The 25,954-nt window shown below is 59.9% G+C and carries 30 protein-coding genes; 15 read left to right on the top strand and 15 right to left on the bottom strand.

Features of this window, described 5'->3' with window-relative positions:
* Positions 1–105 precede the first annotated feature (105 nt).
* Positions 106–393, top strand: coding sequence for a co-chaperone GroES (locus AAD018_RS16695; protein WP_367315707.1), 288 nt, complete (start codon positions 106–108; stop codon positions 391–393).
* A 45-nt stretch (positions 394–438) separates the two neighbouring features.
* The gene (gene groL / locus AAD018_RS16690) at positions 439–2,082 is read left to right on the top strand and encodes a chaperonin GroEL (protein WP_367315708.1); all 1,644 of its coding nucleotides are present in this window, start codon (positions 439–441) and stop codon (positions 2,080–2,082) included.
* Between the two features lie 58 nt (positions 2,083–2,140).
* Here the strand turns inward: groL and AAD018_RS16685 are convergent, their stop codons facing one another.
* Positions 2,141–3,127 (bottom strand): Hint domain-containing protein, encoded by a 987-nt coding sequence (locus tag AAD018_RS16685; protein WP_367315709.1) that lies wholly within the window; start codon positions 3,125–3,127, stop codon positions 2,141–2,143.
* Between the two features lie 379 nt (positions 3,128–3,506).
* Between AAD018_RS16685 and AAD018_RS16680 the strand changes: the two genes are divergently transcribed.
* The 3 genes from AAD018_RS16680 to AAD018_RS16670 are packed head-to-tail and all read left to right on the top strand — an operon-like array spanning position 3,507 to position 5,651.
* A complete protein-coding gene (locus tag AAD018_RS16680) occupies positions 3,507–4,040 on the top strand; it encodes a polysaccharide deacetylase family protein (protein WP_367315710.1) in 534 nt (177 codons plus the stop codon).
* A gap of 46 nt (positions 4,041–4,086) precedes the next feature.
* Complete coding sequence (locus AAD018_RS16675) at positions 4,087–4,935, top strand: DMT family transporter (RefSeq protein WP_412005307.1); 849 nt, start codon at positions 4,087–4,089, stop codon at positions 4,933–4,935.
* Positions 4,932–5,651, top strand: coding sequence for an esterase/lipase family protein (locus AAD018_RS16670; RefSeq protein ID WP_367315712.1), 720 nt, complete (start codon positions 4,932–4,934; stop codon positions 5,649–5,651). Before AAD018_RS16675 ends, AAD018_RS16670 begins: the two co-directional genes overlap by 4 nt.
* Before the next feature lie 66 nt (positions 5,652–5,717).
* On the opposite strand, the gene AAD018_RS16665 is transcribed toward AAD018_RS16670, so the two are convergent.
* Genes AAD018_RS16665 through AAD018_RS16655 form a run of 3 tightly spaced genes read right to left on the bottom strand, consistent with a single transcriptional unit; the run spans position 5,718 to position 7,530 of the window.
* The gene (locus AAD018_RS16665) at positions 5,718–6,773 is read right to left on the bottom strand and encodes a 5-(carboxyamino)imidazole ribonucleotide synthase (RefSeq protein WP_367315713.1); all 1,056 of its coding nucleotides are present in this window, start codon (positions 6,771–6,773) and stop codon (positions 5,718–5,720) included.
* On the bottom strand, positions 6,770–7,240 hold the full coding sequence (purE, locus tag AAD018_RS16660; RefSeq protein ID WP_367315714.1) for a 5-(carboxyamino)imidazole ribonucleotide mutase: 471 nt from the start codon (positions 7,238–7,240) through the stop codon (positions 6,770–6,772). The genes AAD018_RS16665 and purE overlap by 4 nt, the downstream gene beginning before the upstream one ends.
* 59 nt (positions 7,241–7,299) lie before the next feature.
* The gene (locus AAD018_RS16655) at positions 7,300–7,530 is read right to left on the bottom strand and encodes a YdcH family protein (RefSeq protein WP_412005306.1); all 231 of its coding nucleotides are present in this window, start codon (positions 7,528–7,530) and stop codon (positions 7,300–7,302) included.
* Positions 7,531–7,688: 158 nt separating this feature from the next.
* On the opposite strand from AAD018_RS16655, the gene AAD018_RS16650 reads away from it, so the two are divergent.
* The gene (locus tag AAD018_RS16650; RefSeq protein WP_367315715.1) at positions 7,689–8,105 is read left to right on the top strand and encodes an Hsp20 family protein; all 417 of its coding nucleotides are present in this window, start codon (positions 7,689–7,691) and stop codon (positions 8,103–8,105) included.
* Positions 8,105–8,329 (top strand): DUF1150 family protein, encoded by a 225-nt coding sequence (locus AAD018_RS16645; protein ID WP_367315716.1) that lies wholly within the window; start codon positions 8,105–8,107, stop codon positions 8,327–8,329. Before AAD018_RS16650 ends, AAD018_RS16645 begins: the two co-directional genes overlap by 1 nt.
* Positions 8,330–8,363: 34 nt before the next feature.
* On the opposite strand, the gene AAD018_RS16640 is transcribed toward AAD018_RS16645, so the two are convergent.
* The 3 genes from AAD018_RS16640 to trxB form a co-directional block, all read right to left on the bottom strand.
* A complete protein-coding gene (locus AAD018_RS16640) occupies positions 8,364–8,750 on the bottom strand; it encodes a response regulator (RefSeq protein WP_412005305.1) in 387 nt (128 codons plus the stop codon).
* A gap of 64 nt (positions 8,751–8,814) precedes the next feature.
* Entirely contained in the window at positions 8,815–10,521 is a 1,707-nt protein-coding gene (locus AAD018_RS16635; protein WP_367315718.1) for a bifunctional sulfate adenylyltransferase/adenylylsulfate kinase, read from the bottom strand.
* Positions 10,522–10,644: 123 nt separating this feature from the next.
* Positions 10,645–11,646, bottom strand: coding sequence for a thioredoxin-disulfide reductase (trxB, locus tag AAD018_RS16630; RefSeq protein WP_367315895.1), 1,002 nt, complete (start codon positions 11,644–11,646; stop codon positions 10,645–10,647).
* Between the two features lie 171 nt (positions 11,647–11,817).
* Between trxB and AAD018_RS16625 the strand changes: the two genes are divergently transcribed.
* Positions 11,818–12,318, top strand: coding sequence for an Lrp/AsnC family transcriptional regulator (locus tag AAD018_RS16625; RefSeq protein WP_367315719.1), 501 nt, complete (start codon positions 11,818–11,820; stop codon positions 12,316–12,318).
* A 1-nt stretch (position 12,319) separates the two neighbouring features.
* On the opposite strand, the gene AAD018_RS16620 is transcribed toward AAD018_RS16625, so the two are convergent.
* From AAD018_RS16620 to lgt, 5 genes are all read right to left on the bottom strand, one after another.
* Entirely contained in the window at positions 12,320–13,090 is a 771-nt protein-coding gene (locus AAD018_RS16620) for a Hint domain-containing protein (protein ID WP_367315720.1), read from the bottom strand.
* A 259-nt stretch (positions 13,091–13,349) separates the two neighbouring features.
* Positions 13,350–13,502, bottom strand: a complete 153-nt coding sequence (locus AAD018_RS16615) for a hypothetical protein (RefSeq protein ID WP_367315721.1) — start codon at positions 13,500–13,502, stop codon at positions 13,350–13,352.
* A 109-nt stretch (positions 13,503–13,611) separates the two neighbouring features.
* Positions 13,612–14,367 carry a peptidoglycan editing factor PgeF gene (gene pgeF, locus AAD018_RS16610; RefSeq protein ID WP_367315722.1) on the bottom strand — a complete coding sequence of 252 codons (756 nt, stop codon included), beginning with the start codon at positions 14,365–14,367 and terminating at the stop codon, positions 13,612–13,614.
* Entirely contained in the window at positions 14,364–15,431 is a 1,068-nt protein-coding gene (locus AAD018_RS16605; RefSeq protein WP_367315723.1) for a class I SAM-dependent methyltransferase, read from the bottom strand. The genes pgeF and AAD018_RS16605 overlap by 4 nt, the downstream gene beginning before the upstream one ends.
* The gene (gene lgt / locus AAD018_RS16600; protein WP_367315724.1) at positions 15,428–16,336 is read right to left on the bottom strand and encodes a prolipoprotein diacylglyceryl transferase; all 909 of its coding nucleotides are present in this window, start codon (positions 16,334–16,336) and stop codon (positions 15,428–15,430) included. The genes AAD018_RS16605 and lgt overlap by 4 nt, the downstream gene beginning before the upstream one ends.
* Positions 16,337–16,431: 95 nt before the next feature.
* Between lgt and AAD018_RS16595 the strand changes: the two genes are divergently transcribed.
* From AAD018_RS16595 to AAD018_RS16575, 5 genes are all read left to right on the top strand, one after another.
* Positions 16,432–16,683, top strand: a complete 252-nt coding sequence (locus tag AAD018_RS16595) for an accessory factor UbiK family protein (protein WP_367315725.1) — start codon at positions 16,432–16,434, stop codon at positions 16,681–16,683.
* Between the two features lie 278 nt (positions 16,684–16,961).
* On the top strand, positions 16,962–17,465 hold the full coding sequence (locus AAD018_RS16590) for a type III secretion system chaperone family protein (protein ID WP_367315726.1): 504 nt from the start codon (positions 16,962–16,964) through the stop codon (positions 17,463–17,465).
* A 38-nt stretch (positions 17,466–17,503) separates the two neighbouring features.
* Positions 17,504–18,319 (top strand): pyrroline-5-carboxylate reductase, encoded by an 816-nt coding sequence (proC, locus tag AAD018_RS16585; RefSeq protein ID WP_367315727.1) that lies wholly within the window; start codon positions 17,504–17,506, stop codon positions 18,317–18,319.
* A complete protein-coding gene (locus AAD018_RS16580) occupies positions 18,312–18,650 on the top strand; it encodes a tRNA-binding protein (protein WP_367315728.1) in 339 nt (112 codons plus the stop codon). The genes proC and AAD018_RS16580 overlap by 8 nt, the downstream gene beginning before the upstream one ends.
* The gene (locus AAD018_RS16575) at positions 18,647–19,594 is read left to right on the top strand and encodes a 2-hydroxyacid dehydrogenase (RefSeq protein ID WP_367315729.1); all 948 of its coding nucleotides are present in this window, start codon (positions 18,647–18,649) and stop codon (positions 19,592–19,594) included. The genes AAD018_RS16580 and AAD018_RS16575 overlap by 4 nt, the downstream gene beginning before the upstream one ends.
* A gap of 2 nt (positions 19,595–19,596) precedes the next feature.
* Here the strand turns inward: AAD018_RS16575 and AAD018_RS16570 are convergent, their stop codons facing one another.
* Positions 19,597–20,169 (bottom strand): thymidine kinase, encoded by a 573-nt coding sequence (locus tag AAD018_RS16570; RefSeq protein ID WP_367315730.1) that lies wholly within the window; start codon positions 20,167–20,169, stop codon positions 19,597–19,599.
* A gap of 81 nt (positions 20,170–20,250) precedes the next feature.
* Here AAD018_RS16570 and arsH point away from each other — a divergent pair, with 81 nt between their 5' ends.
* The gene (gene arsH, locus AAD018_RS16565; RefSeq protein ID WP_367315731.1) at positions 20,251–20,979 is read left to right on the top strand and encodes an arsenical resistance protein ArsH; all 729 of its coding nucleotides are present in this window, start codon (positions 20,251–20,253) and stop codon (positions 20,977–20,979) included.
* Here arsH and AAD018_RS16560 read toward each other — a convergent pair.
* Positions 20,976–22,094 (bottom strand): beta-ketoacyl-ACP synthase III, encoded by a 1,119-nt coding sequence (locus AAD018_RS16560; RefSeq protein ID WP_367315732.1) that lies wholly within the window; start codon positions 22,092–22,094, stop codon positions 20,976–20,978. The two genes, arsH and AAD018_RS16560, sit on opposite strands and share 4 nt — an antisense overlap.
* On the opposite strand from AAD018_RS16560, the gene AAD018_RS16555 reads away from it, so the two are divergent.
* Positions 22,089–22,313, top strand: a complete 225-nt coding sequence (locus tag AAD018_RS16555; RefSeq protein WP_367315733.1) for a hypothetical protein — start codon at positions 22,089–22,091, stop codon at positions 22,311–22,313. The two genes, AAD018_RS16560 and AAD018_RS16555, sit on opposite strands and share 6 nt — an antisense overlap.
* Before the next feature lie 196 nt (positions 22,314–22,509).
* On the opposite strand, the gene carB is transcribed toward AAD018_RS16555, so the two are convergent.
* Positions 22,510–25,812: a carbamoyl-phosphate synthase large subunit gene (gene carB / locus AAD018_RS16550; protein WP_367315734.1), complete on the bottom strand. Its 3,303-nt coding sequence runs from the start codon at positions 25,810–25,812 to the stop codon at positions 22,510–22,512.
* Positions 25,813–25,954: the final 142 nt, after the last annotated feature.

Raw genomic sequence — 25,954 nt, 5'->3', positions numbered from 1 at the left:
AGCGCTCTATTGGCACTCTTTCTAATCGAGTGCTAACGGCGCGGTGCCAAGACAGGGCCGGGCCGTTTTCTGGGAACTGAAACTTTGAGCCAGGGAGCTACAAAGATGGCATTTACACCGCTTCACGACCGGGTGCTCGTGCGCCGTACGGAAAGCGAAGAGAAAACCTCGGGCGGGCTGATCATTCCCGACAGCGCCAAGGAAAAGCCCGCGGAAGGCGAAGTTGTCTCCGTCGGAGCAGGCGCCAAGGATGAGGACGGAGATCGGATCTCGATGGACGTCAAAGCCGGCGACCGCATCCTCTTCGGCAAATGGTCCGGCACGGAAGTGACCGTCGACGGCGAAGAGCTGCTGATCATGAAGGAAAGCGACATCATGGGCATCCTGTCCTGATCTATCCGCTTTTCCTGATCCATACGAATTCAAGGAGCACCTGATATGGCTGCAAAAGACGTCAAGTTTGACACCGACGCCCGCAACCGGATGCTGAAAGGCGTCAACATCCTCGCCGATGCCGTCAAGGTTACGCTAGGCCCCAAAGGCCGCAACGTTGTCCTCGACAAGAGCTTCGGCGCCCCTCGCATCACCAAGGACGGCGTCAGCGTCGCTAAGGAGATCGAGCTGGAGGACAAGTTCGAGAACATGGGCGCGCAAATGGTCAAGGAAGTGGCCCAGCGCACCAATGACGAGGCCGGTGACGGCACCACGACCGCGACGGTTCTGGCTCAGGCCATCGTCAAGGAAGGCATGAAATCGGTTGCCGCTGGCATGAACCCGATGGACCTCAAGCGCGGCATCGATCTTGCGACCTCCAAAGTCGTCGAAGCGATCAAGGCAGCGGCACGCGACGTGTCCGACAGCGCCGAAGTCGCTCAGGTCGGCACCATCTCCGCGAATGGCGAAGCTGAAATCGGTCGCCAAATCGCAGATGCGATGCAGAAGGTCGGCAACGAGGGTGTCATCACCGTCGAGGAGAACAAAGGCCTCGAGACCGAGACCGACGTCGTCGAAGGCATGCAGTTCGACCGCGGCTACCTCAGCCCCTACTTCGTCACCAACGCTGACAAGATGACGGCCGAGCTGGAGGATTGCATGATCCTTCTGCATGAGAAGAAGCTGTCGAGCCTTCAGCCGATGGTGCCGCTGCTCGAGAGCGTGATCCAGTCGGGCAAGCCGCTTCTGATCATCGCCGAAGATGTCGAAGGTGAGGCTCTTGCCACGCTCGTCGTCAACAAGCTGCGCGGCGGTCTGAAGATCTCTGCGGTCAAGGCACCAGGCTTCGGCGATCGCCGCAAGGCCATGCTGCAGGACATCGCGATCCTCACGGGTGGTCAGGTCATCAGCGAAGACCTCGGCATGAAGCTCGAGAACGTGACCATCGACATGCTCGGCTCGGCCAAGCGCGTTTCGATCACCAAGGACGAGACCACCATCGTCGACGGCAACGGCGAAAAGGCCGAGATCGAAGCCCGCGTCACGCAGATCCGTCAGCAGATCGAAGAGACCACCTCGGACTACGACCGCGAGAAGTTGCAGGAGCGGGTTGCAAAACTCGCTGGCGGTGTCGCTGTCATCCGCGTTGGCGGCATGACCGAGGTCGAAGTGAAAGAGCGCAAGGACCGCGTCGATGACGCGCTGAACGCGACCCGCGCTGCGGTTCAGGAAGGCATCGTTGTCGGTGGCGGCGTGGCTCTGGTTCAGGCTGGCAAGACGCTCGACGGTGTTGAAGGCGCCAACAGCGACCAGAATGTCGGTGTGACCATCGTGCGCAAGGCGCTCGAGGCTCCGCTGCGCCAGATCGCCGAGAACTCCGGCGTCGACGGATCGGTCGTCGCGGGCAAGATCCGCGAGTCGAGCGATGCGACCTTCGGCTTCAACGCGCAGACCGAGGAATATGGCGACATGTTCAAGTTCGGCGTCATCGATCCGGCCAAGGTTGTCCGCACCGCTTTGCAGGATGCGGCTTCGATCGCTGGTCTGCTGATCACGACAGAAGCCATGGTGGCCGACAAGCCCGCCAAGGAAGGCGCACCGGCCGGTGGTGGTATGCCCGACATGGGCGGCATGGGCGGCATGATGTAAGCTGACTTTGCTTTGAGCTAAAAGATTGGGGCGTCCTTCGGGGCGCCCCAATCTTGTTCTAATCTGCGTAAGCTGACATCCAGACCGACCGGTCTCGATGTTCGAAGGCCTCTGCCATCTCCGGCAGATGATCGGCAAAATCTGCGGCGATCAGGCGCCCTTCCCATCCTTTAAGAGAGGGACGCGCCGACGGTAGCTCTTCGATCTCCATGACATCCTCGACAAGCGTCAGTCCACCGGCGCAAATCATGGCGCGGCATCCCGGAACCAGTGTTTCTGACCAGATACCGTCGGCGCAGACGATCTCATGTGTTTCAAGCAGAAGGTGAATGTACTCGACCGGCTCCAGCGGTGTGTGCTGCTGGATCGTCGTTCCGTTCACGAGCAAAAGAGCCGGGACAAGGACCTCTGCTTCGTCAAAAAGAAGCTCTGGGACGGCTCCGCGCAACAAAAGCCTGTGTTGCGGCGAGACTGAGAATGCCGCGTCATTTCCCACGGCGTCTTTTTCGAAGAAGATAGGCGCATATTTCGGAAACCGGTCCAGAGCCGTCTTGGATATCGTGGATCGGGCAACTTCGCGGATGGCACAGGGACCGCTATCCAGGGTTTCGACGATATCACCTGCCTTCAAGGTTTCGACAGGGCGACGCACCCCATCCGCACAAAGGATCAGAGATCCAGGGGTGAAGCACGGAATGAAATCGGTGTTTATGTCGATGTTATTCGCCGTAATCTCACCGTTGCCGATAATAAGATTGTCCTCGTTTCTGACAAAATAGCTGATCCGTTGAAGGGGCGGCTCCTCGTTCCCAAACGTTTGAACCTGCCTAACGTCAAGAGAGAAGCCCGGAGGAAGATTAAGAACCACAGTCTCGATCTCACCATCATCCACCAGAATATTTTGAGCGGATCGGACAGCGAATGTCAGTGCGTTGATGTCAGAGGGAAGGTCAACCGTAATGTTGACGGTGTTGTTTTCCCCATTTGCAGGAAAGTCAAAAGTGTAGGATCCGGTCGTATCAATCGTTTCATTGAAAGTTGCCATAGATGCCACTCCACTTGCTGGTTAGGGCTAAGTTGCTCAGGATCAAATCCAGCCTTTTAGGACTCGCCCTAAGGTAGTTAGCAGATGTGCCCATCGGCTAGTTCTGCTGATCTGAGAAGCATCTTCTTTATCGCAGGCGGTTTCAAAAAACCCCTTATGGGTATGATTCACTGACCGCTGGTATAGAATACTCCAATGTTCATACTATATCTCTTATAGGTTGTGACTCTACGCGTGAAGACCAGACGCGGCTTGCCCGCGGCGGGATTTAGCTAATCGTTCCACCCAGTGACGATTATACGTTCACCGAAGCGTGCTTTGGCAGGTCGGGGTTATCTGGCCTAGCCTTCGGCTGATCTCGCTGGAAGGAGTCCCTGTCATGATCCGCATCCTTTTTGCCCTGATCCTGATGGCAACCACTGTGGCAGCGCAGGACAGTCCTGGCTTTTCCATCACCGAGCCACCGATGACGATGGAGCGCTTGGCCCGGATCATGATCGCCTTGGATCCTGAGGCACAGGCGCAGGGCAACAGCATCGAGCTGACAATTGACGACGTACCGGTTCTGATCGTCGCGGATCCGCAGGCAGACCGGATGCGGGCGATGGTTCCGATCCGTTCTGCGGATGGCCTGTCAGACGAGGAGATGCGCCGTCTGATGCAGGCAAACTTCGATACCGCCCTCGACGCACGCTATGCCGTGGCGCAAGGGCGGCTCTGGGGGGTCTTCATTCATCCCTTTTCGCCCCTTAAGCGCGATCAGGTCATCAGCGGTATCGGCCAGACTGTGAATGTCGCTAAGACCTACGGCTCCCTTTATACGGGCGGAGCAGCCCAGTTCGGCGGCGGAGACAGCGTCCCACTTCAGCGACAGTTGATCGACCGCCTTCTCGAAAGGGGGCGGGATATCTGACCGGCTTGTCTTTCCGGCAAGGCATAATCGTGATCTGTCCTAAGGGATGACGCAAGCCGCTGCGATATCGCGCCTCTGGCCACTGATCTCACTGACGACGCTCACGATGATAGCATTCGCTGCCAACTCGGTGCTGAACCGGGTGGCGCTCGATGGCGATCTTGCAGGCCCGGGTGCCTTCGCGGCCGTGCGGGTTGCCTCCGGCGCTGTCGTGCTGGGAGCGCTTACCGTGGCGCGTGGCGGCAAGCTGATCCTGTCCCCTATCGGAGCAGGATCTTTGACGCTCTATGTTCTGGGTTTCTCTTTTGCCTATATCACGCTGGATGCTGGAACAGGCGCCTTGATCCTCTTCGGAGGGGTTCAAGTGACGATGTTTGCAGGCGCGTTGATACTAAAGGAGCGGATCCCGCCCCGACGCTGGGCCGGAGCTGCCATCGCGATGGGCGGCTTGGTTTGGCTGCTCTGGCCGGGCCAGGCCGCTTCGCCGGGTCTCGGAGGGCTTTTGATGATGATCGCCGCTTTGGGGTGGGGGGTCTACTCGCTGGCGGGTCGGGGGGCGGTGGATCCGCTTAACCTTACGGCGGCAAACTTCGTTTGGACCGTGCCGTTCGCGCTGATTGCCTGGGCCCTGGTCCAGGATGGTATGACGGGGCCGGGGCTCGTGCTCGCCATCCTGTCGGGGGCCGTGACGTCCGGGCTTGGATACGCGCTTTGGTATCGCGTTCTGCCGCAGCTGGGGCCAAGTCGAGCAGCGGTCGCGCAGCTGACCGTGCCGGTCCTGGCCGCTGCAGGGGGGTTCCTCTTCCTCAGCGAAGATCCCAGCGCACGGCTTGTCATAGCCGGTGCCTTGGTTCTCGGAGGGGTTCTTCTGTCAGTCGGGGAGCGGCGGTCATGAAACGTTGGATCATCATCCTTTGCCTATGCCTCTCGGCAAGCATCGCGCGGGCAGACTGCGTCATCCTTCTGCACGGGTTGGCCCGCGGACCCGGCTCGATGACAGTCATGGCATGGGCTCTGGAACAGGACGGCTACCGGGTCGTCGTCCCTTCCTATCCTTCCACTCAGGCACCCGTCGAAGAGCTGGCCGCCGCCGTTCTTCCCGAAGCACTGAGCGAATGTGGGGAACGCGCACATATCGTCAGCCACTCCATGGGCGGCATCCTCCTGAGAAGCTGGCTCGCGGCAGGAGAAACAGACAAGATCGGCCGCGTCGTCATGCTCGGCCCCCCGAATGCGGGCTCCGAGCTGGTCGATGCATGGGGGACACTGGCCCCGTTCGTCTGGGCCAATGGACCGGCCGGCCTGCAACTCGGCACGGGGCCTCACGCTCTGCCCGAGAGCCTTCCTGGCGCGCGTTTCGAGCTTGGAGTGATTGCTGGGAACCGGTCGCTCAACCCGGTCACGTCCATGATTTTGCCGGGAGCGGACGACGGCAAGGTCTCGGTGGCCTCAACCCGATTGGAGGGGATGCGCGATCATATCACGCTGCCGGTCAGCCATACATTCCTGATGAACAATTCGCTCGTCATTGCGCAAGTGAAAGCATTTCTCGCGGAGGGGCAGTTCGATCCCGATCTGACGCTCGCCGATTTGCTGACCGGTTTTGATTGAAAGGACCGGACCGGGGGCCAGCCCCCGGACCCCCGGGATATTTCAAAGGCAAAGACATCAGTCGGGCTAAACCAGCCTGTTGATATGACCCATTTTCCGGCCCGGACGAGGCTCTGCCTTGCCATAGAGGTGGATCTGCGTGTTTTCTGCCGCAAGATCGGGAAGCCGGGTGATATCGTCTCCGATGAGGTTCTCCATCGTGACATCTGAATGCCGCGTACCGGGTCCAAGCGGCAGGCCTGTGATGGCGCGGATATGCTGCTCGAATTGATCGATGGCGCAGCCTAGTTGTGTCCAGTGCCCTGAATTGTGGACACGGGGCGCAATCTCGTTGACGAGAAGACCATCGGGCGTCACGAAAAGTTCGACCCCAAGCACTCCGACATAATCCAGCGCTTCGAGGATCCGGGCTGCCAACAGGACCGCATCCGTTCGCAAGGCCGGCCTGATCCGGGCGGGAACGGTCGTGTTATGCAGGATACCGCCGCGATGCACATTTTCCCCGGGATCATAGCAAGCGACCGAGCCATCGACAGATCTGGCCGCGATGACCGAGATCTCGCGGGTAAAGGCGATATGACCTTCGAGGATTGCAGGCGCGTCTTGAAGCTGGGCTAGAGCGTCTTTCAATTCGCCCGGGCCATCGATCGTCGCCTGCCCCTTTCCATCATATCCAAGCGTTCGGGTCTTGAGTCGGGCAGGATAGCCGATCGCTTCTACCGCCTTTGTCAGAGATGCCATGTCTTCAACCGGGGCAAAGGGGGCCGTCTTGAGCTCTAAATCGGTCAGAAAGGTCTTTTCCGTTAACCGGTCGCCAGACGTCGCGAGTGCTTGGCGACCGGGGCGGATCAGGGCAAATGCTTCGATGCAATCAAGCGCCGCCACGGGAATGTTCTCGAATTCGTAGGTGACCACGTCACAGGCTTCGGCAAACGCACTCAGCGCCGCCTTGTCATCGTAGGCCGCGGCGGTATGCCAACGCGCTGTCGCGCCAGCGGGAGCATCGGTTGCTGGGTCGAAGATATGCGCTTCAAAGCCGAGCCGGGCAGCGGCGGCTGCCAGCATCCGGCCCAACTGACCTCCTCCGAGGATCCCGATCATGGCGCCGGGCGGTAGGGTCATTCCGGGCTCTCCGGGATCGATGCGGTCAGCGCGGACCGCCAATCCATCAGACGCTGCGCTAAAGCTGGATCACCAAGCGCCAGGATCTGGGCTGCATACAGCGCCGCATTCTCTGCGCCTCCGATCGCCATCGTTCCGACCGGGTAACCGCGTGGCATCTGAACGATGGAATAAAGGCTGTCGATCCCCTGAAGCGCTCGTGTCTGGATCGGCACGCCGATGACAGGTAGTGTTGTTTTCGAGGCAATCATACCCGGCAAATGCGCCGCCCCTCCAGCGCCCGCGATGATGACCTTGATCCCGCGGGACGCAGCTTCGGTTCCATAACTCCAAAGGCGATCCGGCGTTCGGTGGGCCGACACGATGCGTGTCTCGTGATCCACCTCAAGCTCGGTAAGCTGGACCGCCGCTTTTTCGAGCGTAGGCCAATCGGATTGACTGCCCATAATGATACCGACTTCGGGCATGGAATGTCTCCCGTCGCTGCCTGAGCCGCGGACTATAGCTAGGCGCGGCGCGGTGGCAATCAGGCGATGATGTCAGGCGTGATCTGATCCTCCAGCCGGGCAATCTCATCCTTGAGCGCAAGCTTCTTCCGCTTCAGGCGCTGGAGCGTCAATTGATCACCCATGCCCTTTTCCTGAAGCGCTTCGATCGACGCGTCGAGATCACGATGCTCCTCGCGCAGAACCTCCAGCTCAATGCGGAGAACCTCTTCCTTGGCCATTTTTTCGGGCGGATTGTGATGCACAGTCATTTCTTCCACAGGTCTGTATGGAAGATAAGCACTTTGAGGCGACAATCCCAGCGGCCTCTTGCAGGATTGGCTGTCCTTTCCCATATTTTATTGTAGATCGATCGGTTGCCGCATGTTGGGGCCGATTGGATATGTCGCTTGATTTTGAGGACACATGAATGAGCAAACTGACTTTGGGAGCCCATCCCTTCCTTCTCGGCTTCGAGCAGCTCGAACGGCTGGTTGAACGGACCGCGAAGACAGGGAACGAGGGTTATCCCCCCTACAATATTGAACAGACGTCAGAGACATCCTATCGCATCACGCTCGCTGTTGCTGGCTTCACCGAAGGCGATCTGTCAATCACGGTCGAAGATCGGCAGCTCGTCATCCGCGGGCGCCAGGATGATGACAGCGATGGACGGGTCTTTCTACATCGCGGGATCGCCGCCCGGCAGTTTCAACGAAGCTTCGTTCTTGCCGATGGGGTCGATGTTGGCGAGGCGGCTTTGGAAAACGGCCTGCTCCACGTTGATTTGAACCGCGCCGTCCCCGACCGCGTTATTCAGACGATTGAGATCCGGAGGACTGCGTAATGGCTATCAAGCATGATTCAAGCTCCTTTGGGGACAATTTGGTCTATGTGAAGGCTGTTGCTGTCGCTGACTTGCCTGATGACGTTCGCGATCAGGCAGGCGACATGGATGAAATTTACGCGGTTCACAACTCAAGCGGAGAGCAATTGGCCCTCGTCGCCAACCGTAAACTCGCTTTCGTTCTGGCGCGTCAGCACGACATGAGCCCGGTCACTGTGCATTGACCGGGCTGATTGCTCGTCTTGTTTTGTCGGGAATCTAGGTGTCGAGCATCTCGTCGAGTTGCTTGATGACGGTCTTCGGGTCCGATGGCTTTGCCAAGACAGGTGCACTGTTATAGGCGGCCCGAAGCTGGTCGAGCTCACCTCGTCCAGTGTGGAAGATAATTGGGACGCCTGTCTCAACAAGTGCATCTGCTACCGGAAAGACCGGCTTTCCGTGAAGATCAACATCCAGCAAGGCCGCGTCTGGTTTGCTCTCCCGCGCCGCCTGCAAGGCATCATCGACATTAGTGCAGGGACCGATCACTTCGATACCCTCCTCTGCAAGGATCATTGCCAGATCCATTGCAATCAGCATCTCGTCTTCAACGACGAGTACTCGCTTTCCCTCGATGCCCAACACTGCCTCGCTCCAAATCGCCACTGTAGGGCAACGCGGAAATGGTCAAAAAGGTTCTCTTAAACCTAAACAATTTTAACTTTTTTAGTTAGGCTGCGATCAGTCCCATGGATTCAAGCTTGAGCAGAACCTGGTGTGCGCAGTTATCTACTTCCACCTTCTCTGTCTCCAGCCGCAATTCCGGATTGGCCGGAACATCGTAAGGATCTGATATTCCCGTGAATTCCTTGATCTTCCCTTCACGCGCCAATTTATAAAGCCCTTTGCGGTCGCGGCGTTCGCACTCTTCGATAGAGGTGGCAACGTGCACTTCGATGAACGCGCCGAACTGTTCGATATCTTCTCGGACGGCTCGCCGGGTCGAGGCATAAGGCGCGATCGGTGCGCAAATTGCGATACCGCCGTTTTTGGTGATCTCGGAGGCAACATAGCCGATCCGGCGGATGTTGAGGTCCCGGTGCTCCTTCGAAAAGCCAAGCTCGGATGACAGGTTCTTGCGGACGATATCCCCGTCCAGAAGCGTCACCGGACGACCGCCCATCTCCATCAACTTAACCATCAGCGCATTGGCCACCGTTGATTTGCCGGATCCAGAAAAGCCGGTAAAAAACACGGTGAAGCCTTGCTGAGCACGAGGCGGCCTCGATTTACGCAGCTCCTCAACCACCGCCGGGAAGGAGAACCATTCGGGAATGTCGAGCCCTTCGGCAAGGCGGCGGCGCAATTCGGTGCCCGAAATGTTGAGAACCGTCGCGCCGTCCTCGACCTCGTCCGCAGGCTCGTACTGGGCGCGATCCTGAACAAAAACCATGTGTTTGAAATCGACCATCTCGATGCCGATTTCGTCCTGATGTTTCCGAAAGAGCTCTTGCGCATCATAAGGACCGTAGAAGTCCTCCCCGGCGGAGTTCTTGCCGGGACCGGCATGATCGCGGCCAACGATGAAATGAGTGCAGCCGTGGTTTTTACGGATAAGCCCGTGCCAGACCGCCTCGCGCGGGCCAGCCATGCGCATGGCGAGGTTCAGCAAGCTCATCGTAGTCGTGGCCTGCGGATACTGATCGAGCACGGCCTCGTAACAGCGCACGCGGGTAAAGTGATCAATGTCGCCGGGCTTGGTCATGCCAACGACCGGATGGATCAGAAGGTTGGCTTGCGCCTCTTTGGCGGCGCGGAAGGTGAGTTCCTGATGCGCACGGTGAAGCGGGTTGCGCGTTTGAAAGGCCACCACACGGCGCCAGCCCAGCTTGCGGAAGTAGGCACGAAGCTCGTTCGGAGTGTCTCGCCGCGCACGGAAATCATAATGAATCGGTTGCTGGATGCCCGTTACCGGACCGCCAAGATAGACCTGTCCAGCGGAGTTGTGCAGGTAGTTCACAGCCGGATGCGCCAGATCGTCGGCACCGAAGACATGCTCAGCCTCCTTAGCCTTGTCTGGCGTCCAACGGTCGGTCACGGTCATCGTGGCAAGGATCACGCCTTCCTGATCGCGCAATGCGATATCCTGCCCAATCTCGATCTTCTCGGCAAAGTCTTCCGACACATCGAGTGTGATCGGCATCGGCCAAAGGCTGCCATCCGCTAAACGCATATTCTCAATGACGCCGTTGTAATCCTCTTCGGTCAGAAAGCCTTTTAGGGGATTAAAGCCTCCATTCATAAGCAGCTCCAGATCGCAAATCTGGCGCGGCGACAGATCGTGCGAGGTCAACTCGCCTGCTTCGACCTTCAGCTTCTGAGCGCTGTCATACGAGACATAGAGTTCGGGGATAGGAACAAGGTTGGGCGTCTGCATGAAAAAACTCTCTTGAAACGAGGCGGGGTTCCGCGTTGCCTAAACTGGCAATGCCGGACCGTGCAAGATGGCTAAGCGAATTTCTGCTTTGCAGCGAACGAATAGCTGCCGATGCGCAAAGGGCTACTCGGCGGCGGTTTCCGCGCCGTATCCCATCGGCTCCGACACCTCGTCGCGAACCGCTTCTCCGACCTCTGCGAGGAACCGTTCCGCCTCCAACGCGGCCATACAGCCCATACCCGCAGACGTCACGGCTTGCCGATATTTGTGATCGGTCAGATCACCTGCCGCAAAGATCCCGGGGATCGATGTCTCGGTCGAATCGGGCTTGGTCACGACATAGCCGCCCATATGCGTCTCAAGCGTGTCCTTCACCAACTCGTTCGCCGGCGCGTGGCCGATCGCGATGAAGATACCCTTTGCAGGGATCTCGGTGATCTCGCCTGTCTTGGTGTGTTTGACGCGCACACCCTCCACGCCCTTTGGCGTATCGGAGCCAAAGATCTCCTCTACCTGGTGGAACCACAGCGTTTCGATCTTGGGGTTCTTGAAAAGGCGGTCCTGCAGAATCGCTTCTGCACGCAGTTCGTCCCGGCGATGAACAAGCGTGACCTTCGAAGCAAAGTTCGTGAGAAACAGCGCTTCTTCTACTGCCGTGTTGCCGCCGCCCACGACGACGATCTCCTGTCCGCGATAGAAAAACCCGTCGCATGTGGCGCAAGCCGATACTCCGAATCCCTTGAATGCATCTTCGGATGGCAGGCCCAGCCACTTCGCGCGAGCGCCGGTGCACAAGATTACGGCTTGCGCTTCGTAGACCGTGCCGCTGTCACTTTGCGCGACGAAGGGACGCCGGGACATATCTACCGAGGTAATGATGTCCGAGATGATCTCGGTTCCCATCTCGCGGGCATGTGTCTCCATATTGACCATCAGATCAGGTCCTTGGATCGAGGCCTCGCCTGGCCAGTTCTCCACATCCGTCGTCGTCGTCAACTGGCCGCCCGGCTCAAGACCCTGCACCAGAATAGGCTCCAGCATGGCGCGCGAGGCATAAACCGCAGCGGTGTATCCCGCCGGTCCGGAACCGATGATCAGCACTTTTGCTTTGCGCGTATCCGCCATCGCGAGAGGTCCCCTTTTCCAGATCAGATCCTTGATATAGACGCCGATCCAGTCCGTTGAAAGAGCGCTCAAGCGCAACGCTGCGTTTCGTTTTGTTGCTCGAGTTTGAAATATTATTGCGTAACTCGCCACTCATGCCTATGTAAGCGCATGTTCTTGTAAGGAAAAACCATGCCAGGCGCGAAGCTTGATGAAATAGACCGAATGATCCTCTCAGAGCTGCAGGCTGACGGGCGCATGACAAATGTCGAGTTGGCCAAACGTGTGGGAATCTCCGCGCCGCCGTGCCTCAGGCGGGTCCGGACGTTGGAAGAGCAAGGATTCATTCTGGGCTACCATGCGGATGTCGATGCGCGGGAACTGGGTTTTGAGGTTCTGGTCTTCGCGATGGTCGGCCTGCAAAGCCAGGCGGAGAGCGATCTGTCCGCGTTCGAAGAGAAATGCCGCAACTGGCCGCTCGTCCGAGAATGTCACATGTTGAACGGAGAGGTGGACTTCATCCTGAAATGCGTCGCCCCCGATCTTTCGTCGTTCCAGACCTTCCTCACCGAGGAGCTGCTGCGTGCCGAGAACGTGGCGAGTGTGAAGACCTCTCTTGTGATCCGGGGCGCGAAGGACATTCCGGGCGTCCCGTTTGATGTCCTGGAAGAGCGGCTGGCCCGCAACGCCTGACTTAGAATATGTCTTCCGCCAACTTAGGGCGCGACCAGCGCAGCGGTCCCATATCGTCCAGCCGGGCGAGATGGGGGAACAGTCCAAGATAGATCGACTTCATTTCCCCTTCGAGGCCAAGCGCGGCTGGATCGCCAGGATGCAAGGCTTCGACTGCTACCCCATTGGCGACTACAGCTTCGTGACGGGCAAAGCCGATCTGAAAGATCCGAACTGGCGTCGGCGGAGTAATCTCGACGATATCAAAGCCATCGATCCGATCCCGGGCGCTGACAAGCTGTCCGATGGTTCCAGCCAGATTGCGGTGCAGCAGTCGCGCATAAGGGCCGAGCATCAGATCGGGGGAGGGGCGGGACAACCCGATACTGTCCTGCGTAATCCGCGTCAGCGTGCTCATCTCGGCGCGCTGAACGCCGGTATTCGGCACCAACGTGATCGAACCGATCCAATGAATTGGCTCGATTTTGTTATCAGCCGTCGCCACGCGGTCGCCCGGAAGAAGATCCTCAACAGCGACCGGCGTTCGCTCTGTCTGGATCAGAGTGCCTCGGGCAAGACTGGCAAAGGCCATCTCGAATGCGGGCAAGGCAGGCGCGATCCGCGCAAGACCCGCCACATGCCCGGCCTGCGTGAGGTAGGACACCTCGTATTTGCGCATTAGCGGACGAACACGCTCAAGAGGAGCGGGATCCCGGCGGGCCTCGATCAGGTTGGCCGCATCCATATCGTCAAATGTCCGCGGAAGAGACGGCGGAGGGGCATTGGTCGTCATGCGATCACCTTACGGTTGGTCACATCGTCTGTCGGCCCCCACCGACAACATCAGAAGGACTGGTCGTCATTCGTGTCGGCGCACCGTGATGCGCTTTCGGTAGGTCTGTCAAACCCTTCATGTATTAATGCCCAAGAGGGGATAATCGGCCCTGCCGGGAAAAATTACGCCCTATCCAGAAACGAATGTTGTCAAAAATGACATATTCTAGCCCCAATTTTGCCCGTCGTTTCCTCCGGGAATCGGCGCCACACCAGGGTCAGCCGTTAACCGCATCCTTCTGGTTGCTTTCCTGAGCCTGCCGGTTGCAGATGAATTCTGCGCGCCTGGACCCTCGCGCCCATGGAAAGGCGGGCAGCGTTTCAGTGGCCTCTTCGGTAAGGCGTGTGATCCAGCGACGGGACGGGGCCATGTCGAACTCCTCGTGACAACATCCTCGTTATCCGGATGGAAAAGGGCCAGACTGCGACGGCGGGAAGGTCGTACCGGTCAAATTTCGCGGCAGGTCTTCCGTATTTTTGTCAAAGGCAAATGGTCGAGATCAGGCGGCCGTAATCCGCCTCTTTATTGTGGACGCTGCGACGGTAGCTGAAAAACCGCGCCGGATCCGAATAGGTGCAATGACGCGTCCAGTCGGCATCACCGATACCGGCCTCGCGCAATTTGTGCATGCCAAAACCCGGGAGATCGAAATGCAGACGGTCTCCTTTACCCTCGGCAAAAAAGCGGCCGTAACTCTCATCTTCGACTAGAAACGTCTCAAGAAAGTCCGGCCCGACTTCATAGGCGCGCTGACTGATGGCGGGTCCAATGACCGCCGCAATCCGTCCGCGCTCTGCCCCAATCGTCTCCATCGCATCGAGCGTCGCCTCAAGCGCGCCTGAAAGCGCGCCGCGCCAGCCCGCATGGGTCGCCCCGATCACTCCGGCCTCGTGATCGGCAAAGAGAACCGGCTGGCAATCGGCGGCGAGGACGGAGAGAACGATTCCCCGCATGGAGGTAACCATGCCATCAGCCTTCCCCATGGGCTGTCCTGGCCGCTCAACGGTTACGATATCGGCGGAGTGAACCTGATGCACACCGGTCAGCGCACTCGCGGGTCGATCCATCGCGGCTGCGGCCCGGCTGCGGTTGATCGCAACGATCTCGTGCTGATCCGACGATCCATAGCCGCAGTTCAGCCCTTCAAAGACACCCGACGAGGCACCTCCAGCGCGACCGAAGAAGCCGTGCCGGACAGGCGACAGGGAAGGAGCCGTGATGATATCGAGCGTCATGGATCGAATCCGGGAAGCGGCGGTGCACCGGGGGGGGTAAGGCCCAGGCCCTTAAAGAGGTGTCCCATTTCGCCCGGATGGGTCAAGCGCCGATGCGCAGCGATGTGGCTTTTGAGCGCCGCATCATCAAGGTTTCGGGCAAGCATCTGCGCACGGTCCGTGATTCCAAGCCGTTCGAGAAAGACGCCCTGCGCAACAGGCCCCTGAACTCGAAGCCCTGCTTCCTCCGCCACCTCAGCGAGCGGGCCGAAGTCGACATGCGCCGTCAAATCCGCCTTTCCCGGATGCGCCAGCGGATCGTTCGGCTGCTGCTTGTAGAGGGCTTGAAGCGTATCGCCGCGCGACGGCGCATCTCCATAATCGAACATCAGCGCAGCCCCGCCAAAGGCTGCGATCTTCTCCGCGATCGCTCCCATGATCGCAGGACCCGTGGCAGACATCTCGACGATCTGTCCCACCTCCATATCCGCAAGTCTCCAGTCCAGATCCGGAACAGGACGCGGTTCGGTGAACGCAAAGGAGAGCGCGTTGTCTTTAAGCATCAAAAGCCGCTCGGACCACCCGTCATGCTGCCGAAGGAATTGCCGGATCGGCAGCGCGTCGAAGAATTCATTCGCAACCACGAGAAGCGGTAGCTCGGGAAGGGTCGTGACATCGTCGTGAAAGACGATGTCCCATCCAGCCAGCGTCTTGCGTTGAACCGTCCGCAGATGCGGCGACATCTCGACCAGATGAACCGACAAAGCTTCGTGGAAACCGGGCACGGCAGCGGTCGCTCTCAGCGCATCCGCCATTAGCGTCCCGCGTCCCGGCCCAAGCTCTACCAAGGCCGCCGGGCCTCCTCCCTGATCGAGCCAGGCCTGCGCCAGCGCAAGACCAAGCAATTCCCCGAACATCTGGCTGATTTCGGGGGCGGTCGTGAAATCTCCCGCCGCTCCGAACGGATCGTGCGCCATGTAATACCCGTGATCGGGGTGTCCCAGGCAAAGCGCCATATAATCTGCGATCGTCATCGGCCCATCGAGCGTCAGCCGGGTCCGGATATGGCGCTCCAAAGGTGTCACCCGAGCGCGGTATGCAATCGCTTCCCGAGCAGGATCAGACCAAGCCCTGCCATGATCATTGGGATCGTCAGAAGCTGTCCCATAGTCAGCCCGATGCCATCGATATGCAGCGCCAGACCTAGCGGGTTGCCGGGCGACTGGAACTGCGCATCGGGCTGTCGCACGAATTCCACAAGGAAGCGGCTGATCCCGTAGCCCAGAAGGAAAATCCCGGTGATCCGCCCCGGATGCCGGAGCGCGCCCGACCGGAAGGCCAGCCAGACCAACAGAACCAAAAGGACCAGCCCTTCGAGAGCGGCCTCGTAAAGCTGGGAAGGATGCCGCACGCATAGACCGTCGACCAACCCGACGGGGCCGGGACAGCTTTGTGCCGCCTCGCCTGGGAAGATCACGCCCCATGGCAGATCGGTGGGACGCCCCCATAACTCGGCATTGATGAAATTTGCGATCCGTCCCAACAACAGGGCAGGCGGCGCGGCCAGCGCGATCAGATCGGCCGATGACAAAAGCGGGATCCCGTGCCTGCGCGTGAAGGCGACAAGGGCGACGCAAACTCCCAGAAATCCGCCGTGAAAGGCCATGCCGCCCTGCCAGACGGCCGGTATCTCCAGCGGATTAGCGAGGTAATAGCCGGGCTGATAGAACAGGACGTAGCCAAGGCGACCTCCGGCGATGATTCCTAGGATCATCCAGGTCAGAAGATCGTCCAGATGCTCGGAGGTCATCGGCGGCCCGTCCGCCCCCCAGATCTGGGGACGACGCACAGCTATCACCGTCAGTCGCCAGCCCAGCAGGATACCTACGATATAAGCGAGAGCGTACCATTTGAGAGCGAATGTCCAGCCGAAGATCTCAAGCGAGAACAAGTCCGGAGAGACAGTGGGGAAGGAGATCGCGGCTAACATCGCCGCCTGTCGTGCCGAGGGCCGATGGTGAAGTCAACCTTGAGAGACGGACCCGGGGGCCCCATATAAGAGGCAACCCAGGACGGAGCGACGACATGCAGACCCGCAACAAGATCTTTGACGACATCTCTCAGCTGATGACAAACGCGATGGGCGTGGCCCAAGGCGCGCGCGGCGAGGCTGAAACCGCCATGAAGGGGATGATCGACCGATGGCTGGCCGATCGGGACTTCGTTACGCGTGAAGAGTTCGAAGCGGTTCGGGCAATGGCGCAGAAGGCGCGCGAGGAAAACGCGGCTCTCGAAGCGCGCATCGCGGCTCTGGAGACAAAAAAGCCGAAGAAATAAGGCTTTTTCGTTAATCTTTTGTGTCATCCGGCGCGCCAAATGGCGCCCGGACCGCGCCCCGCGCGATCTGGCGGACCGCCGAAGCGATTGTTTTTACGGCGGTTTCCCAAAGCACCCCCATCTAATTCTACTTTTCCACAAGAAATGCCTTTACAGGCGGTCATGGCCTGACCACCATATCTTGTGAGGAAAGAGGGAAAACACCCCGATCCTTGAACAGGCACCTAGCGCTGGTGGGTCCCGAAGCGGATCCCGCGCAAGCATATCAGGAGGCCATCATGGCGCTGTCCGAGCAGTTCATCGAAGCCGACGACATTCACCCCATCGACCTTGTCGAGCACATCGCCGAACACCACGACTGGGAGTTCGAACGCATCGCCGATGATCAGATCGCCATGGCGGTCGAAGGACAATGGCGCACTTATTCGATCACGCTCGCCTGGTCCTCGTTTGACGAAACGCTCCGTTTGATCTGCACCTTTGAGATGGAGCCGCCGGACGAGCGACTGCCGCAGCTCTACGAGGCGCTCAATATCGTCAATGATCGCTGCTGGGCCGGGGCCTTCACCTATTGGGAAGCCAACAAGCTCATGGTCTACCGCTACGGGCTCGTTCTTGCTGGCGATCAGATTGCCGGGCCCGATCAGATCGACACGATGATCAATTGCGCCGTCATGAGCGCTGAGCGCTTCTATCCCGCATTCCAGCTCGTGACTTGGGGCGAGCGGGCGCCTGCGGATGCGATTCAGGTCGCCATTGCAGAGGCCTACGGCCGCGCCTAAACCTTGTCCCGGCGACTGAACGCACGGGGCTCGATCAAATGAACATGGACGATATTGCTGACCGGGGGCTGGTTCTGCTGGGCGGCGGCAAGATGGGACTGGCCATGCTGTCCGGCTGGCTCGCAGGCGGGCTTCCGGCCTCTGCCGTCCGGGTGATCGATCCCGCTCCTTCGGACGAGCTCCGCGCGACAGGCGTCACTGTGGGCGAAACAGCGCCGGAGGATCCAGCGGTTCTCATTATCGCAGTCAAACCCCAGATGATGAACGAGGCCCTGCCTGCGGTCTCCTCACTTGGAGGTGGCAAGACGTTGGTGATCTCGGTGGCCGCAGGCACCCCGCTTCGCCTTTATGAACGCATCTTCGGAGCCGAAACACCGATCGTACGCGCCATGCCCAACACACCCGCAGCCATCGGCCAGGGGATCACGGCAATGATCGGGAATGACCGGTGCAGCCTGGACGACCTCAGCCGGGCGGAGGCGCTATTGCAGGCCGTCGGCGGTGTTGTCCGGCTCGAGAGTGAGGATCAGATGGATGCCGTTACCGGCGTTAGTGGGTCCGGCCCCGCCTATGTATTCCACATGATCGAGGCGCTGACCGCCGCCGGCATGGCACAGGGTCTCCCCGAGGTACTGGCCGCAGAACTTGCGCAGGTCACCGTTGCCGGAGCGGGCGCTCTGGCGCTTGCCTCGGGCAAGGATGTCTCCCAACTTCGGGTCGATGTGACCTCTCCTGGCGGCACGACGCAGGCGGGCCTCGACGTCCTGATGGACCAGACCGATGGCCTGCCGCCTTTGATGCAACGCACCGTTGCCGCCGCCGCCGACCGCTCGCGGGAGCTGAGCCATGGGTGAGATCTCCTTCGATGACTTCCTCAAGGTCGACATCCGGGTCGGGCGCGTTGTCAAAGCCGAACCCTATCCAGAGGCGCGCAAACCCGCGATCAAGCTCTGGATCGATTTCGGCGAAGAGATCGGAGAGCGGAAAAGCTCAGCCCAGATCACGGCACATTATGATCCGGGCACACTGGTCGGGCGACAGGTCATGGCCGTCGTCAACTTTCCGCCCCGCCAGATCGGTAAGTTCCGCTCCGAAGTGCTAGTCCTCGGCCTGCCGGACAAGTCGGGCGATGTCGTCCTGATCTCGCCCGATCAGGACGTTCCCCTCGGAGGACGGATGCATTGACGAAACTTCTTGTCACCCGCGCGCTGCCCGACCGGGTTCTCGCGGCGATCCCGCACGATATCGACCTCACCGTCCGCGAAGAGATCGAGCCTCTGACCGAGACCGGCGCCAAGGCCGCGCTTCAGGTCTATGACGCGATCCTTCCGACCCTGGGCGATGCCTTCAGCGCCAAAGCCTTCGCGGAAGGCGCGCGCTGCGACATCCTCGCCAATTTCGGGGTCGGCTATAACCATATCGACGTCGAAGCCGCCCGCGCCGCCGAGGTCGTTGTGACCAATACGCCGGGCGCCGTGACAGATGCGACTGCAGATATCGCGATGATGCTGATCCTGATGACCTGCCGTCGCGGCGGGGAGGGGGAGCGCCTTGTGCGCTCCGGTCGGTGGGAGGGTTGGCATCCGACACAGATGCTTGGCCTGCATCTGGGCGGTAAGACGCTCGGCATCATCGGGATGGGACGGATCGGGCAAGCGGTCGCCAAACGCGCAGTGTATGGATTCGGGATGGATGTCGTCTTCCACAATCGGTCGCGCAAAGGCGCAGGCGCCCGGATGCGCCAGCTCGCGACCGCCGAAGAGGTCGCGAAGGTCGCCGACGTTCTTCTGGTCGCGGTGCCCGCCACGCCCGACACTCATCACATGATCAACGCCGACCTTCTGGCCACAATGAAGCCGGGGGCCGTCCTCATCAACGTCGCGCGCGGCGACATCGTTGATGAAGCCGCCCTCATCCTTGCGCTGCAAACCGGTCAGATCGCGGGCGCCGGTCTCGACGTCTACGAATTTGAGCCGAAGGTCCCCGAGCCCCTTCTCGCCATGGAGAACATCGTCCTGCTGCCTCACCTTGGCACCGCGACGCTCGAAGTCCGCGAGGCGATGGGTCTCATGGCCGTCGAGAACCTCAAAGCTTTTTGGGAAGGCCGTCCTTTGCCAAACGCGGTCTAGGGTCAGCCCGCCGCCTCCATCGCCGCGCGCCAGTGCTTTCGGCACAGCGACAGATAGCTCTCATTCCCGCCGATCTGTACTTGAGCACCATCGGTCAGGATTTCACCGCTTTCAGACTGCCGCACGACCATCGTGGCCTTCTTCCCGCAATGGCAGATCGTGCGCACCTCCCGCATCTCGTCCGCAAGCGCAAGAAGCGCGGCGGATCCAGGGAACAGCTTGCCTTGAAAGTCGACGCGCAGCCCGTAGCACATGACAGGCACGCCCAGATCGTCGACCGCGCGCGCAAGCTGCCAGACCTGCGCATCGGTCAGGAACTGGGCCTCATCGACAAAGGCGCAATCGGATGGATTGGCCCGGATCCGCTCGAAAAGATCCGTCTCCTTGTTGAACGTATCCGCGTCCGCTTCAATCCCGATGCGAGAGGCGATTTTGGACCGACCGGCACGCGTATCGAAAGCCGCCGTCATCAGGTAGGTCGTCATGCCGCGCTCGACGTAGTTGTAGGAGGCCTGCAACAGCAGTGTCGATTTCCCGGCATTCATGGTGGAGTAATGGAAGTACAGCTTAGCCATGGGCGGGGGATGTGCCGCGAAGAGGCTTGAAGTGCAAGGCTGCCTTTGGTCTGTCTGACTTCGGCCGCCACAGGAGCGCTCATGACCCGACCTGATCTGTCCGATCTGCCCAATCTAGACCCCGAGGCGTTTCAAATCCCCGATCCCGCAGGCTTGGTTGCACCGGAAGATCCCGGGCATCCTCCGCGCATCCTCCTTCTTTATGGCTCGCTGCGAGACGCGTCCTACTCTCGCTACGCGGCGGAAGAGGCGCAGCGGCTTCTGACAGTGATGGGCTGCGAGACAAAGCTCTTCGATCCCCGCGACCTGCCTTTCCCCGATGCCGCCAGCGACACCGATCCCAAAGTCGCGGAACTTCGAAAGCTCGCCACATGGTCCGAAGGGATGCTCTGGTCTTCCCCGGAACGGCACGGTGCCATGACGGGCCTCATGAAGACCCAGATCGATTGGCTGCCTCTCTCGATGGGCGGAGTGCGCCCCACGCAAGGCAAAACGCTGGCCGTCATGCAGGTCTCGGGCGGTTCGCAAAGCTTCAACGCCGTCAATCAGATGCGCATCCTCGGCCGCTGGATGCGCATGGTGACGATCCCGAACCAAAGCTCGGTGCCAAAGGCGTGGATGCAGTTTGAAAACGGCCGCATGAAGCCCGGCTCACTCTACAATCGCATCGTCGATGTCTGCGAGGAACTGACACGCTTCACGTGGATGACACGGGCGCGGTCTGACGGCCTCGTTGATCGCTACTCCGAACGCGTCGAAAGCGCCGAAAAGGCCCGCGAACGGGTTGGCGCGTCAACCGCGCAAAGCTAAGCGCGCTCGACCAGAACCGAACCGACTGAATAGCCAGCGCCGAACGAGCAGATGAGCCCCTTCTCGCCCGGGCTCAGATCATCCGAATATTTCGAGAACGCGATGATCGATCCGGCAGATGACGTGTTGGCATAATCCTGAAGGATGTTCGGCTGCTCTCCCGGCTCTGGCGCGCGACCCAGGACCTTCTTGCCGATATAGTCATTCATCGTCTTATTGGCCTGATGGAGCCACAGGCGTTTGAGGTCTGCGGCGCTGACCCCTTCGTCCTCCATATGATCGGCGATATGCTGGCTGACGAGCGGCAGCACTTCCTTGAAAACCTTCCGCCCGTTCTGCATGAACTGCATGTCGCGCCGATCTTCCATCTGATCGCGCGTCCGTCGCAGATATCCGTTATTGTTGCGGATATTGTTCGAAAACTGCGTCGCGCATCGGGTCGAGCGCACTTTGAAATAGGGGCCGTCCGTCAGGTCTTCGCGTTCCAAAAGCGTGGCCGTCGCGACATCGCCGAAGATGAAGTGACAATCGCGGTCTCGCCATTCCAAATGGGCCGAACAGATCTCTGGATTGACCACGACGGCCGACCGGATCGATCCTGACCGGATCATGTCCGCCGCCGTCTGAATGCCAAAGGTCGCCGATGAACAGGCGACGTTCATATCAAAGGCAAAGCCGCCAATCCCCATCAGATCCTGAATCTCGACGCCCACCGCAGGATAGGCCCGCTCCATGTTCGAGGCCGCGCAGATGACCGCATCGACATCGCCCGCGCTCTTTCCGGCCTGCGCCAGCGCCTTTGCGATCGCATCCCGGGCGATCTCGGCCATGAGCGACGGCTCGTCGTCGGACCGGTCACGAAAGCGGGGATACATCCGCGCCGGATCCAGCACGCCGTCCTTGTCGATGACATAGCGCTGCTCGATCCCCGAGGCTTGCGTGATGAAATCCGACGAGGAATGAGGCTTGGCTTCGACCGTGCCTGCCGCGATCTTATCCGCATGCGCGTCGTTATAGAGATCCGCGTGGGCATTGAAGCTTTCGACCAGCTCGTCGTTCGTGATGACGGCGTCAGGGGTGAACACACCGGTTCCGGTGATTGCAACGCTATGCATGGACGTCTCCTACCTGTCGGCGTTCCATACCAGATCGCCATTCAGGTCAAGACCGGGGGCGGGCTGGGCGTGCACTGGAGCGAAGAAGGAAGGTCGCACCGTCCGGGGAGTGGCGAACCGGACGGTGCTGATCGATCCATCGCCATGGGGCACTGGGGGGCCGCCCTGACGACCTTGACCGGATCGAAGGTGTCACCGCATCTGCGTGCGGCTTACTGACACGCCGAGTTACAGCGGAACTTCGCAGGCAGCGCTATAAACCCGGCGGTGATGCCCGGTTCTTTCTGAGCGGTAGCCCATCGTATACCCCGGGTTTAGACACTGTTATTGAAAAACAGACACGACTTTGGACCGTGGACAAACCTGTCTTCGTCCGCCAGATCGCGGATAATACAGCCCTAGAATTTCGACGATCTCAGCCCTGAAGGCTCCGCACATGCAGGTCATCCTCGTCGCGCGCCTGCATCGCGAGAGCGGCGGCATGGGCGCCCGCCGCGGTCGTGTAGTACGGGATTCGATCATAGAGGGCGATCGCCCGGATCGATCGGCTGTCTTCCACCGCCTGCGTGCCCTCGGTCGTGTTCCAGACAAGCGAAACATCGCCGTCCTTCATCCGGTCCGCAATCGTTCGCCCGCCCTCGTAAACCTTGTTGACGCGCTCCGCTGTCAGCCCATTCTCGGTAAGCCAAGCCGCCGTTCCGCTCGTCGCGAGAATCGACAGACCAAGACCCGAGATCAGGCGCGCAGCCTCCAGCGTCTGGTCTGTCTTGTCGGCATCCCGGATCGAGATGAAGAGATGCCCCTCGGTTGGCAGGGTCACACCCGCGCCCATCTGCGCTTTGAGGAAGGCCCGCGGGAAAGACCGATCCCAGCCCATGACCTCCCCGGTCGACCGCATTTCGGGACCAAGGATCGTATCGACACCGGGGAAGCGAGCGAAAGGCAGCACCGCTTCCTTGACCGAGAACCAAGGCGTCTTCGGATCAGCAAGAGTGAACGGATCGCCCAACGGCAAGACCGTCATCGGATCCTCGGCTTCAGGGTAGGGCGCGCGTTCAGGGAAGGTCGACAGCGGCTCACCTGCCATAATCCGCGCCGCAATACCCGCAACGGCCGAATCCGTGGCCTTGGCGACAAACGGCACCGTGCGCGAAGCGCGGGGATTGACCTCTATCAAAAAGATCTCGCCGTCCTTGACCGCGAATTGCACATTCATCAGCCCGCGTACCTTCAGGGCTGTCGCCAATGCCTTCGTCTGCTCGATCAGCTGCTCCACGATATCGCTCGGCAGGCTGTGGGGAGGAAGGGAACAGGCACTGTCGCCCGAATGAACGCCCGCCTCCTCGATATGCTGCATAATACCCGCCACATGGGTGTCGGTGCCATCAGAAATCGCATCGACATCGACCTCGGTCGCCCCTGCCAGATAACTGTCGAGCAGAACCGGGCTCTCCCCTGAGACGACAACCGCATCCGAAATATAACGCTCAAGCTGGGCTTGATCGCGAACGATCTCCATCGCACGGCCGCCCAGAACGTAGGAGGGCCGTATGACAAGCGGGAATCCGATCTCTTCTGCGGCCGTAAGCGCTTCGGCATCGGTCCGGGCCAAGGTATTGCGCGGCTGCTTCAGGCCGAGATCCTGAAGAAGTCTCTGAAACCGCTCGCGATCCTCAGCGAGATCGATGGCATCGGGCGTCGTTCCCAGGATCGGGATCCCCTCATCGGCCAGAGCATTGGCCAGCTTGAGCGGCGTCTGTCCGCCGAACTGCACGATTACGCCATGCAGCGTGCCATTTTCCTGCTCCGTCGTCAGGATCTCCATCACATGTTCAAAGGTCAGAGGCTCGAAATAAAGGCGGTCAGACGTGTCGTAATCGGTTGAGACCGTCTCCGGATTGCAGTTGACCATGATGGTCTCATAGCCCTGGTCGCTAAGGGCAAAACATGCGTGACAGCAGCAGTAATCGAACTCGATCCCTTGGCCGATCCGGTTGGGCCCACCGCCCAGAATGACGACCTTTTTCGCATCCGAAGGCCGCGCCTCGTTCTCGACCTCGCCCATCACAGGCATCTCGTAGGTGGAATACATGTAAGGCGTCTGCGCCTCGAACTCGGCCGCACAGGTGTCGATCCGCTTGAAGACGGCGGTGACGCCAAGACTGATCCGAGCTTTGCGGACCTCGGCCTCGGTCTTGCCCGTAAGGGCCGCAATCCGCGCATCCGTGAAGCCCATCATCTTCACGCGCCGCATCTCTTCCTCCGAGGAAGGAAGCCCCTCGCGGATGCTCTCTTCGGCATCGACAATCTCGCGAATGCGAGCCAGAAACCACGGGTCGAAAGACGTGACCTGCTGAATCCGGTCATCGCTCAGCCCGTGCCGCATGGCCTGCGCGATCGTCCTCAGCCGGTCCGGCGTCTGCCGCGACAAGGCGGCGACAACAGTGCTCTCCCCATGTGAAGGATCGTCTGCCCCTTCAATCTCGATCTCGTCGAATCCCGTAAGATCCGTCTCCATCGACGCCAGCGCCTTCTGCAGGCTTTCGTGGACTGTTCGCCCGATGGCCATCGCCTCACCGACCGACTTCATGGCGGTGGTCAGCGTCGGCTCGGCGCCCGGAAACTTCTCGAAGGCAAAGCGCGGGATTTTGGTGACAACATAGTCAATTGTCGGCTCGAACGAAGCAGGCGTGACCTTGGTGATATCGTTGTCGAGCTCGTCCAGCGTATAGCCCACCGCCAGCTTGGCTGCGATCTTCGCGATAGGAAAGCCCGTCGCTTTGGACGCCAGCGCCGACGAGCGCGATACCCGCGGGTTCATCTCGATCACGACCATACGGCCATCTGCAGGGTTCACGGCCCACTGCACGTTCGATCCGCCGGTCTCGACCCCGATCTCGCGCAGAACGGCAATCGAAGCCGTCCGCATCATCTGGTATTCCTTGTCCGTCAGCGTCAGCGCCGGCGCGACAGTGATGGAATCGCCCGTATGAACACCCATCGGATCCACATTCTCGATGGAGCAGACGATGATGGCATTGTCGGCGCGGTCGCGCACGACCTCCATCTCGTATTCCTTCCAACCCAGAAGGCTCTCGTCGATCAGGATCTGGTTGACCGGGGAGGCATCAAGACCGCCTTTGCAGATCTGCTCGTACTCTTCGCGGTTATAGGCGATGCCGCCGCCGGTGCCGCCAAGCGTGAAGGCCGGGCGGATGATCGCGGGAAGACCAATGGTTTCAAGCGCACCCATGCAATCTTCCATCGTGTTCGCGATGGTCGCCTTGGGATTCTCGAGACCCAGCCGATCCATGGCCTCTCGAAAAAGCTTGCGATCCTCGGCCATCTCGATGGCCTCGCGCTTGGCGCCGATCATTTCCACGCCGAATTTGTCGAGCACGCCCATCTCCTCGAGCGCCAGCGACGTATTCAGCCCTGTCTGCCCGCCCATTGTGGGCAGCAGCGCATCGGGCCTCTCCTTCTCGATGATCTTGGCGACAACCTCGGGGGTGATCGGCTCGATATAGGTGGCATCCGCCAGCCCCGGATCCGTCATGATCGTCGCCGGGTTCGAGTTCACGAGGATGACCCGGTAGCCTTCCTCGCGCAGCGCCTTGCAGGCCTGAGCTCCCGAATAGTCGAACTCGCAGGCCTGCCCGATCACGATGGGCCCCGCGCCGATAATCATGATTGACTGAATATCGGTTCTCTTCGGCATGACCGGACCCCTAAACGCGCAAATCCGTCGCGTTATAGATCGTGGCAGCCGGGGCGCAAGGGACCATCCCTACGAGAAGATCATCTGACCGGTAGCTTGGCTGCCAGCTTTGCGAATGGACTGTTCCGCAAAGCGCAGGTCG

It is taken from the genome of Aestuariibius insulae, assembly GCF_040783535.2.
GTDB lineage: Bacteria > Pseudomonadota > Alphaproteobacteria > Rhodobacterales > Rhodobacteraceae > Aestuariibius > Aestuariibius insulae.
The sequence above is the reverse complement of the archived record's forward strand: the minus strand, read 5'-3'. Positions and strand labels throughout refer to the sequence as shown.

Coding starts and splice junctions, on each gene's coding strand:
- AAD018_RS16665 (WP_367315713.1), bottom strand. CDS start 6,773: ATGACCCTACCGCCCGGCGCCATGATCGGGATCCTCGGAGGAGGTCAG.
- carB (WP_367315734.1), bottom strand. CDS start 25,812: ATGCCGAAGAGAACCGATATTCAGTCAATCATGATTATCGGCGCGGGG.
- AAD018_RS16620 (WP_367315720.1), bottom strand. CDS start 13,090: ATGACGACCAATGCCCCTCCGCCGTCTCTTCCGCGGACATTTGACGAT.
- AAD018_RS16560 (WP_367315732.1), bottom strand. CDS start 22,094: ATGCATAGCGTTGCAATCACCGGAACCGGTGTGTTCACCCCTGACGCC.
- AAD018_RS16670 (WP_367315712.1), top strand. CDS start 4,932: ATGAAACGTTGGATCATCATCCTTTGCCTATGCCTCTCGGCAAGCATC.
- AAD018_RS16645 (WP_367315716.1), top strand. CDS start 8,105: ATGGCTATCAAGCATGATTCAAGCTCCTTTGGGGACAATTTGGTCTAT.
- AAD018_RS16595 (WP_367315725.1), top strand. CDS start 16,432: ATGCAGACCCGCAACAAGATCTTTGACGACATCTCTCAGCTGATGACA.
- AAD018_RS16675 (WP_412005307.1), top strand. CDS start 4,087: ATGACGCAAGCCGCTGCGATATCGCGCCTCTGGCCACTGATCTCACTG.
- proC (WP_367315727.1), top strand. CDS start 17,504: ATGAACATGGACGATATTGCTGACCGGGGGCTGGTTCTGCTGGGCGGC.
- AAD018_RS16590 (WP_367315726.1), top strand. CDS start 16,962: ATGGCGCTGTCCGAGCAGTTCATCGAAGCCGACGACATTCACCCCATC.
- AAD018_RS16580 (WP_367315728.1), top strand. CDS start 18,312: ATGGGTGAGATCTCCTTCGATGACTTCCTCAAGGTCGACATCCGGGTC.
- groL (WP_367315708.1), top strand. CDS start 439: ATGGCTGCAAAAGACGTCAAGTTTGACACCGACGCCCGCAACCGGATG.
- AAD018_RS16680 (WP_367315710.1), top strand. CDS start 3,507: ATGATCCGCATCCTTTTTGCCCTGATCCTGATGGCAACCACTGTGGCA.
- arsH (WP_367315731.1), top strand. CDS start 20,251: ATGACCCGACCTGATCTGTCCGATCTGCCCAATCTAGACCCCGAGGCG.
- AAD018_RS16695 (WP_367315707.1), top strand. CDS start 106: ATGGCATTTACACCGCTTCACGACCGGGTGCTCGTGCGCCGTACGGAA.
- AAD018_RS16555 (WP_367315733.1), top strand. CDS start 22,089: ATGCATGGACGTCTCCTACCTGTCGGCGTTCCATACCAGATCGCCATT.
- purE (WP_367315714.1), bottom strand. CDS start 7,240: ATGCCCGAAGTCGGTATCATTATGGGCAGTCAATCCGATTGGCCTACG.
- AAD018_RS16615 (WP_367315721.1), bottom strand. CDS start 13,502: ATGGCCCCGTCCCGTCGCTGGATCACACGCCTTACCGAAGAGGCCACT.
- lgt (WP_367315724.1), bottom strand. CDS start 16,336: ATGTTAGCCGCGATCTCCTTCCCCACTGTCTCTCCGGACTTGTTCTCG.
- AAD018_RS16635 (WP_367315718.1), bottom strand. CDS start 10,521: ATGCAGACGCCCAACCTTGTTCCTATCCCCGAACTCTATGTCTCGTAT.
- AAD018_RS16685 (WP_367315709.1), bottom strand. CDS start 3,127: ATGGCAACTTTCAATGAAACGATTGATACGACCGGATCCTACACTTTT.
- AAD018_RS16570 (WP_367315730.1), bottom strand. CDS start 20,169: ATGGCTAAGCTGTACTTCCATTACTCCACCATGAATGCCGGGAAATCG.
- pgeF (WP_367315722.1), bottom strand. CDS start 14,367: ATGACGCTCGATATCATCACGGCTCCTTCCCTGTCGCCTGTCCGGCAC.
- AAD018_RS16655 (WP_412005306.1), bottom strand. CDS start 7,530: ATGACTGTGCATCACAATCCGCCCGAAAAAATGGCCAAGGAAGAGGTT.
- AAD018_RS16625 (WP_367315719.1), top strand. CDS start 11,818: ATGCCAGGCGCGAAGCTTGATGAAATAGACCGAATGATCCTCTCAGAG.
- trxB (WP_367315895.1), bottom strand. CDS start 11,646: ATGGCGGATACGCGCAAAGCAAAAGTGCTGATCATCGGTTCCGGACCG.
- AAD018_RS16650 (WP_367315715.1), top strand. CDS start 7,689: ATGAGCAAACTGACTTTGGGAGCCCATCCCTTCCTTCTCGGCTTCGAG.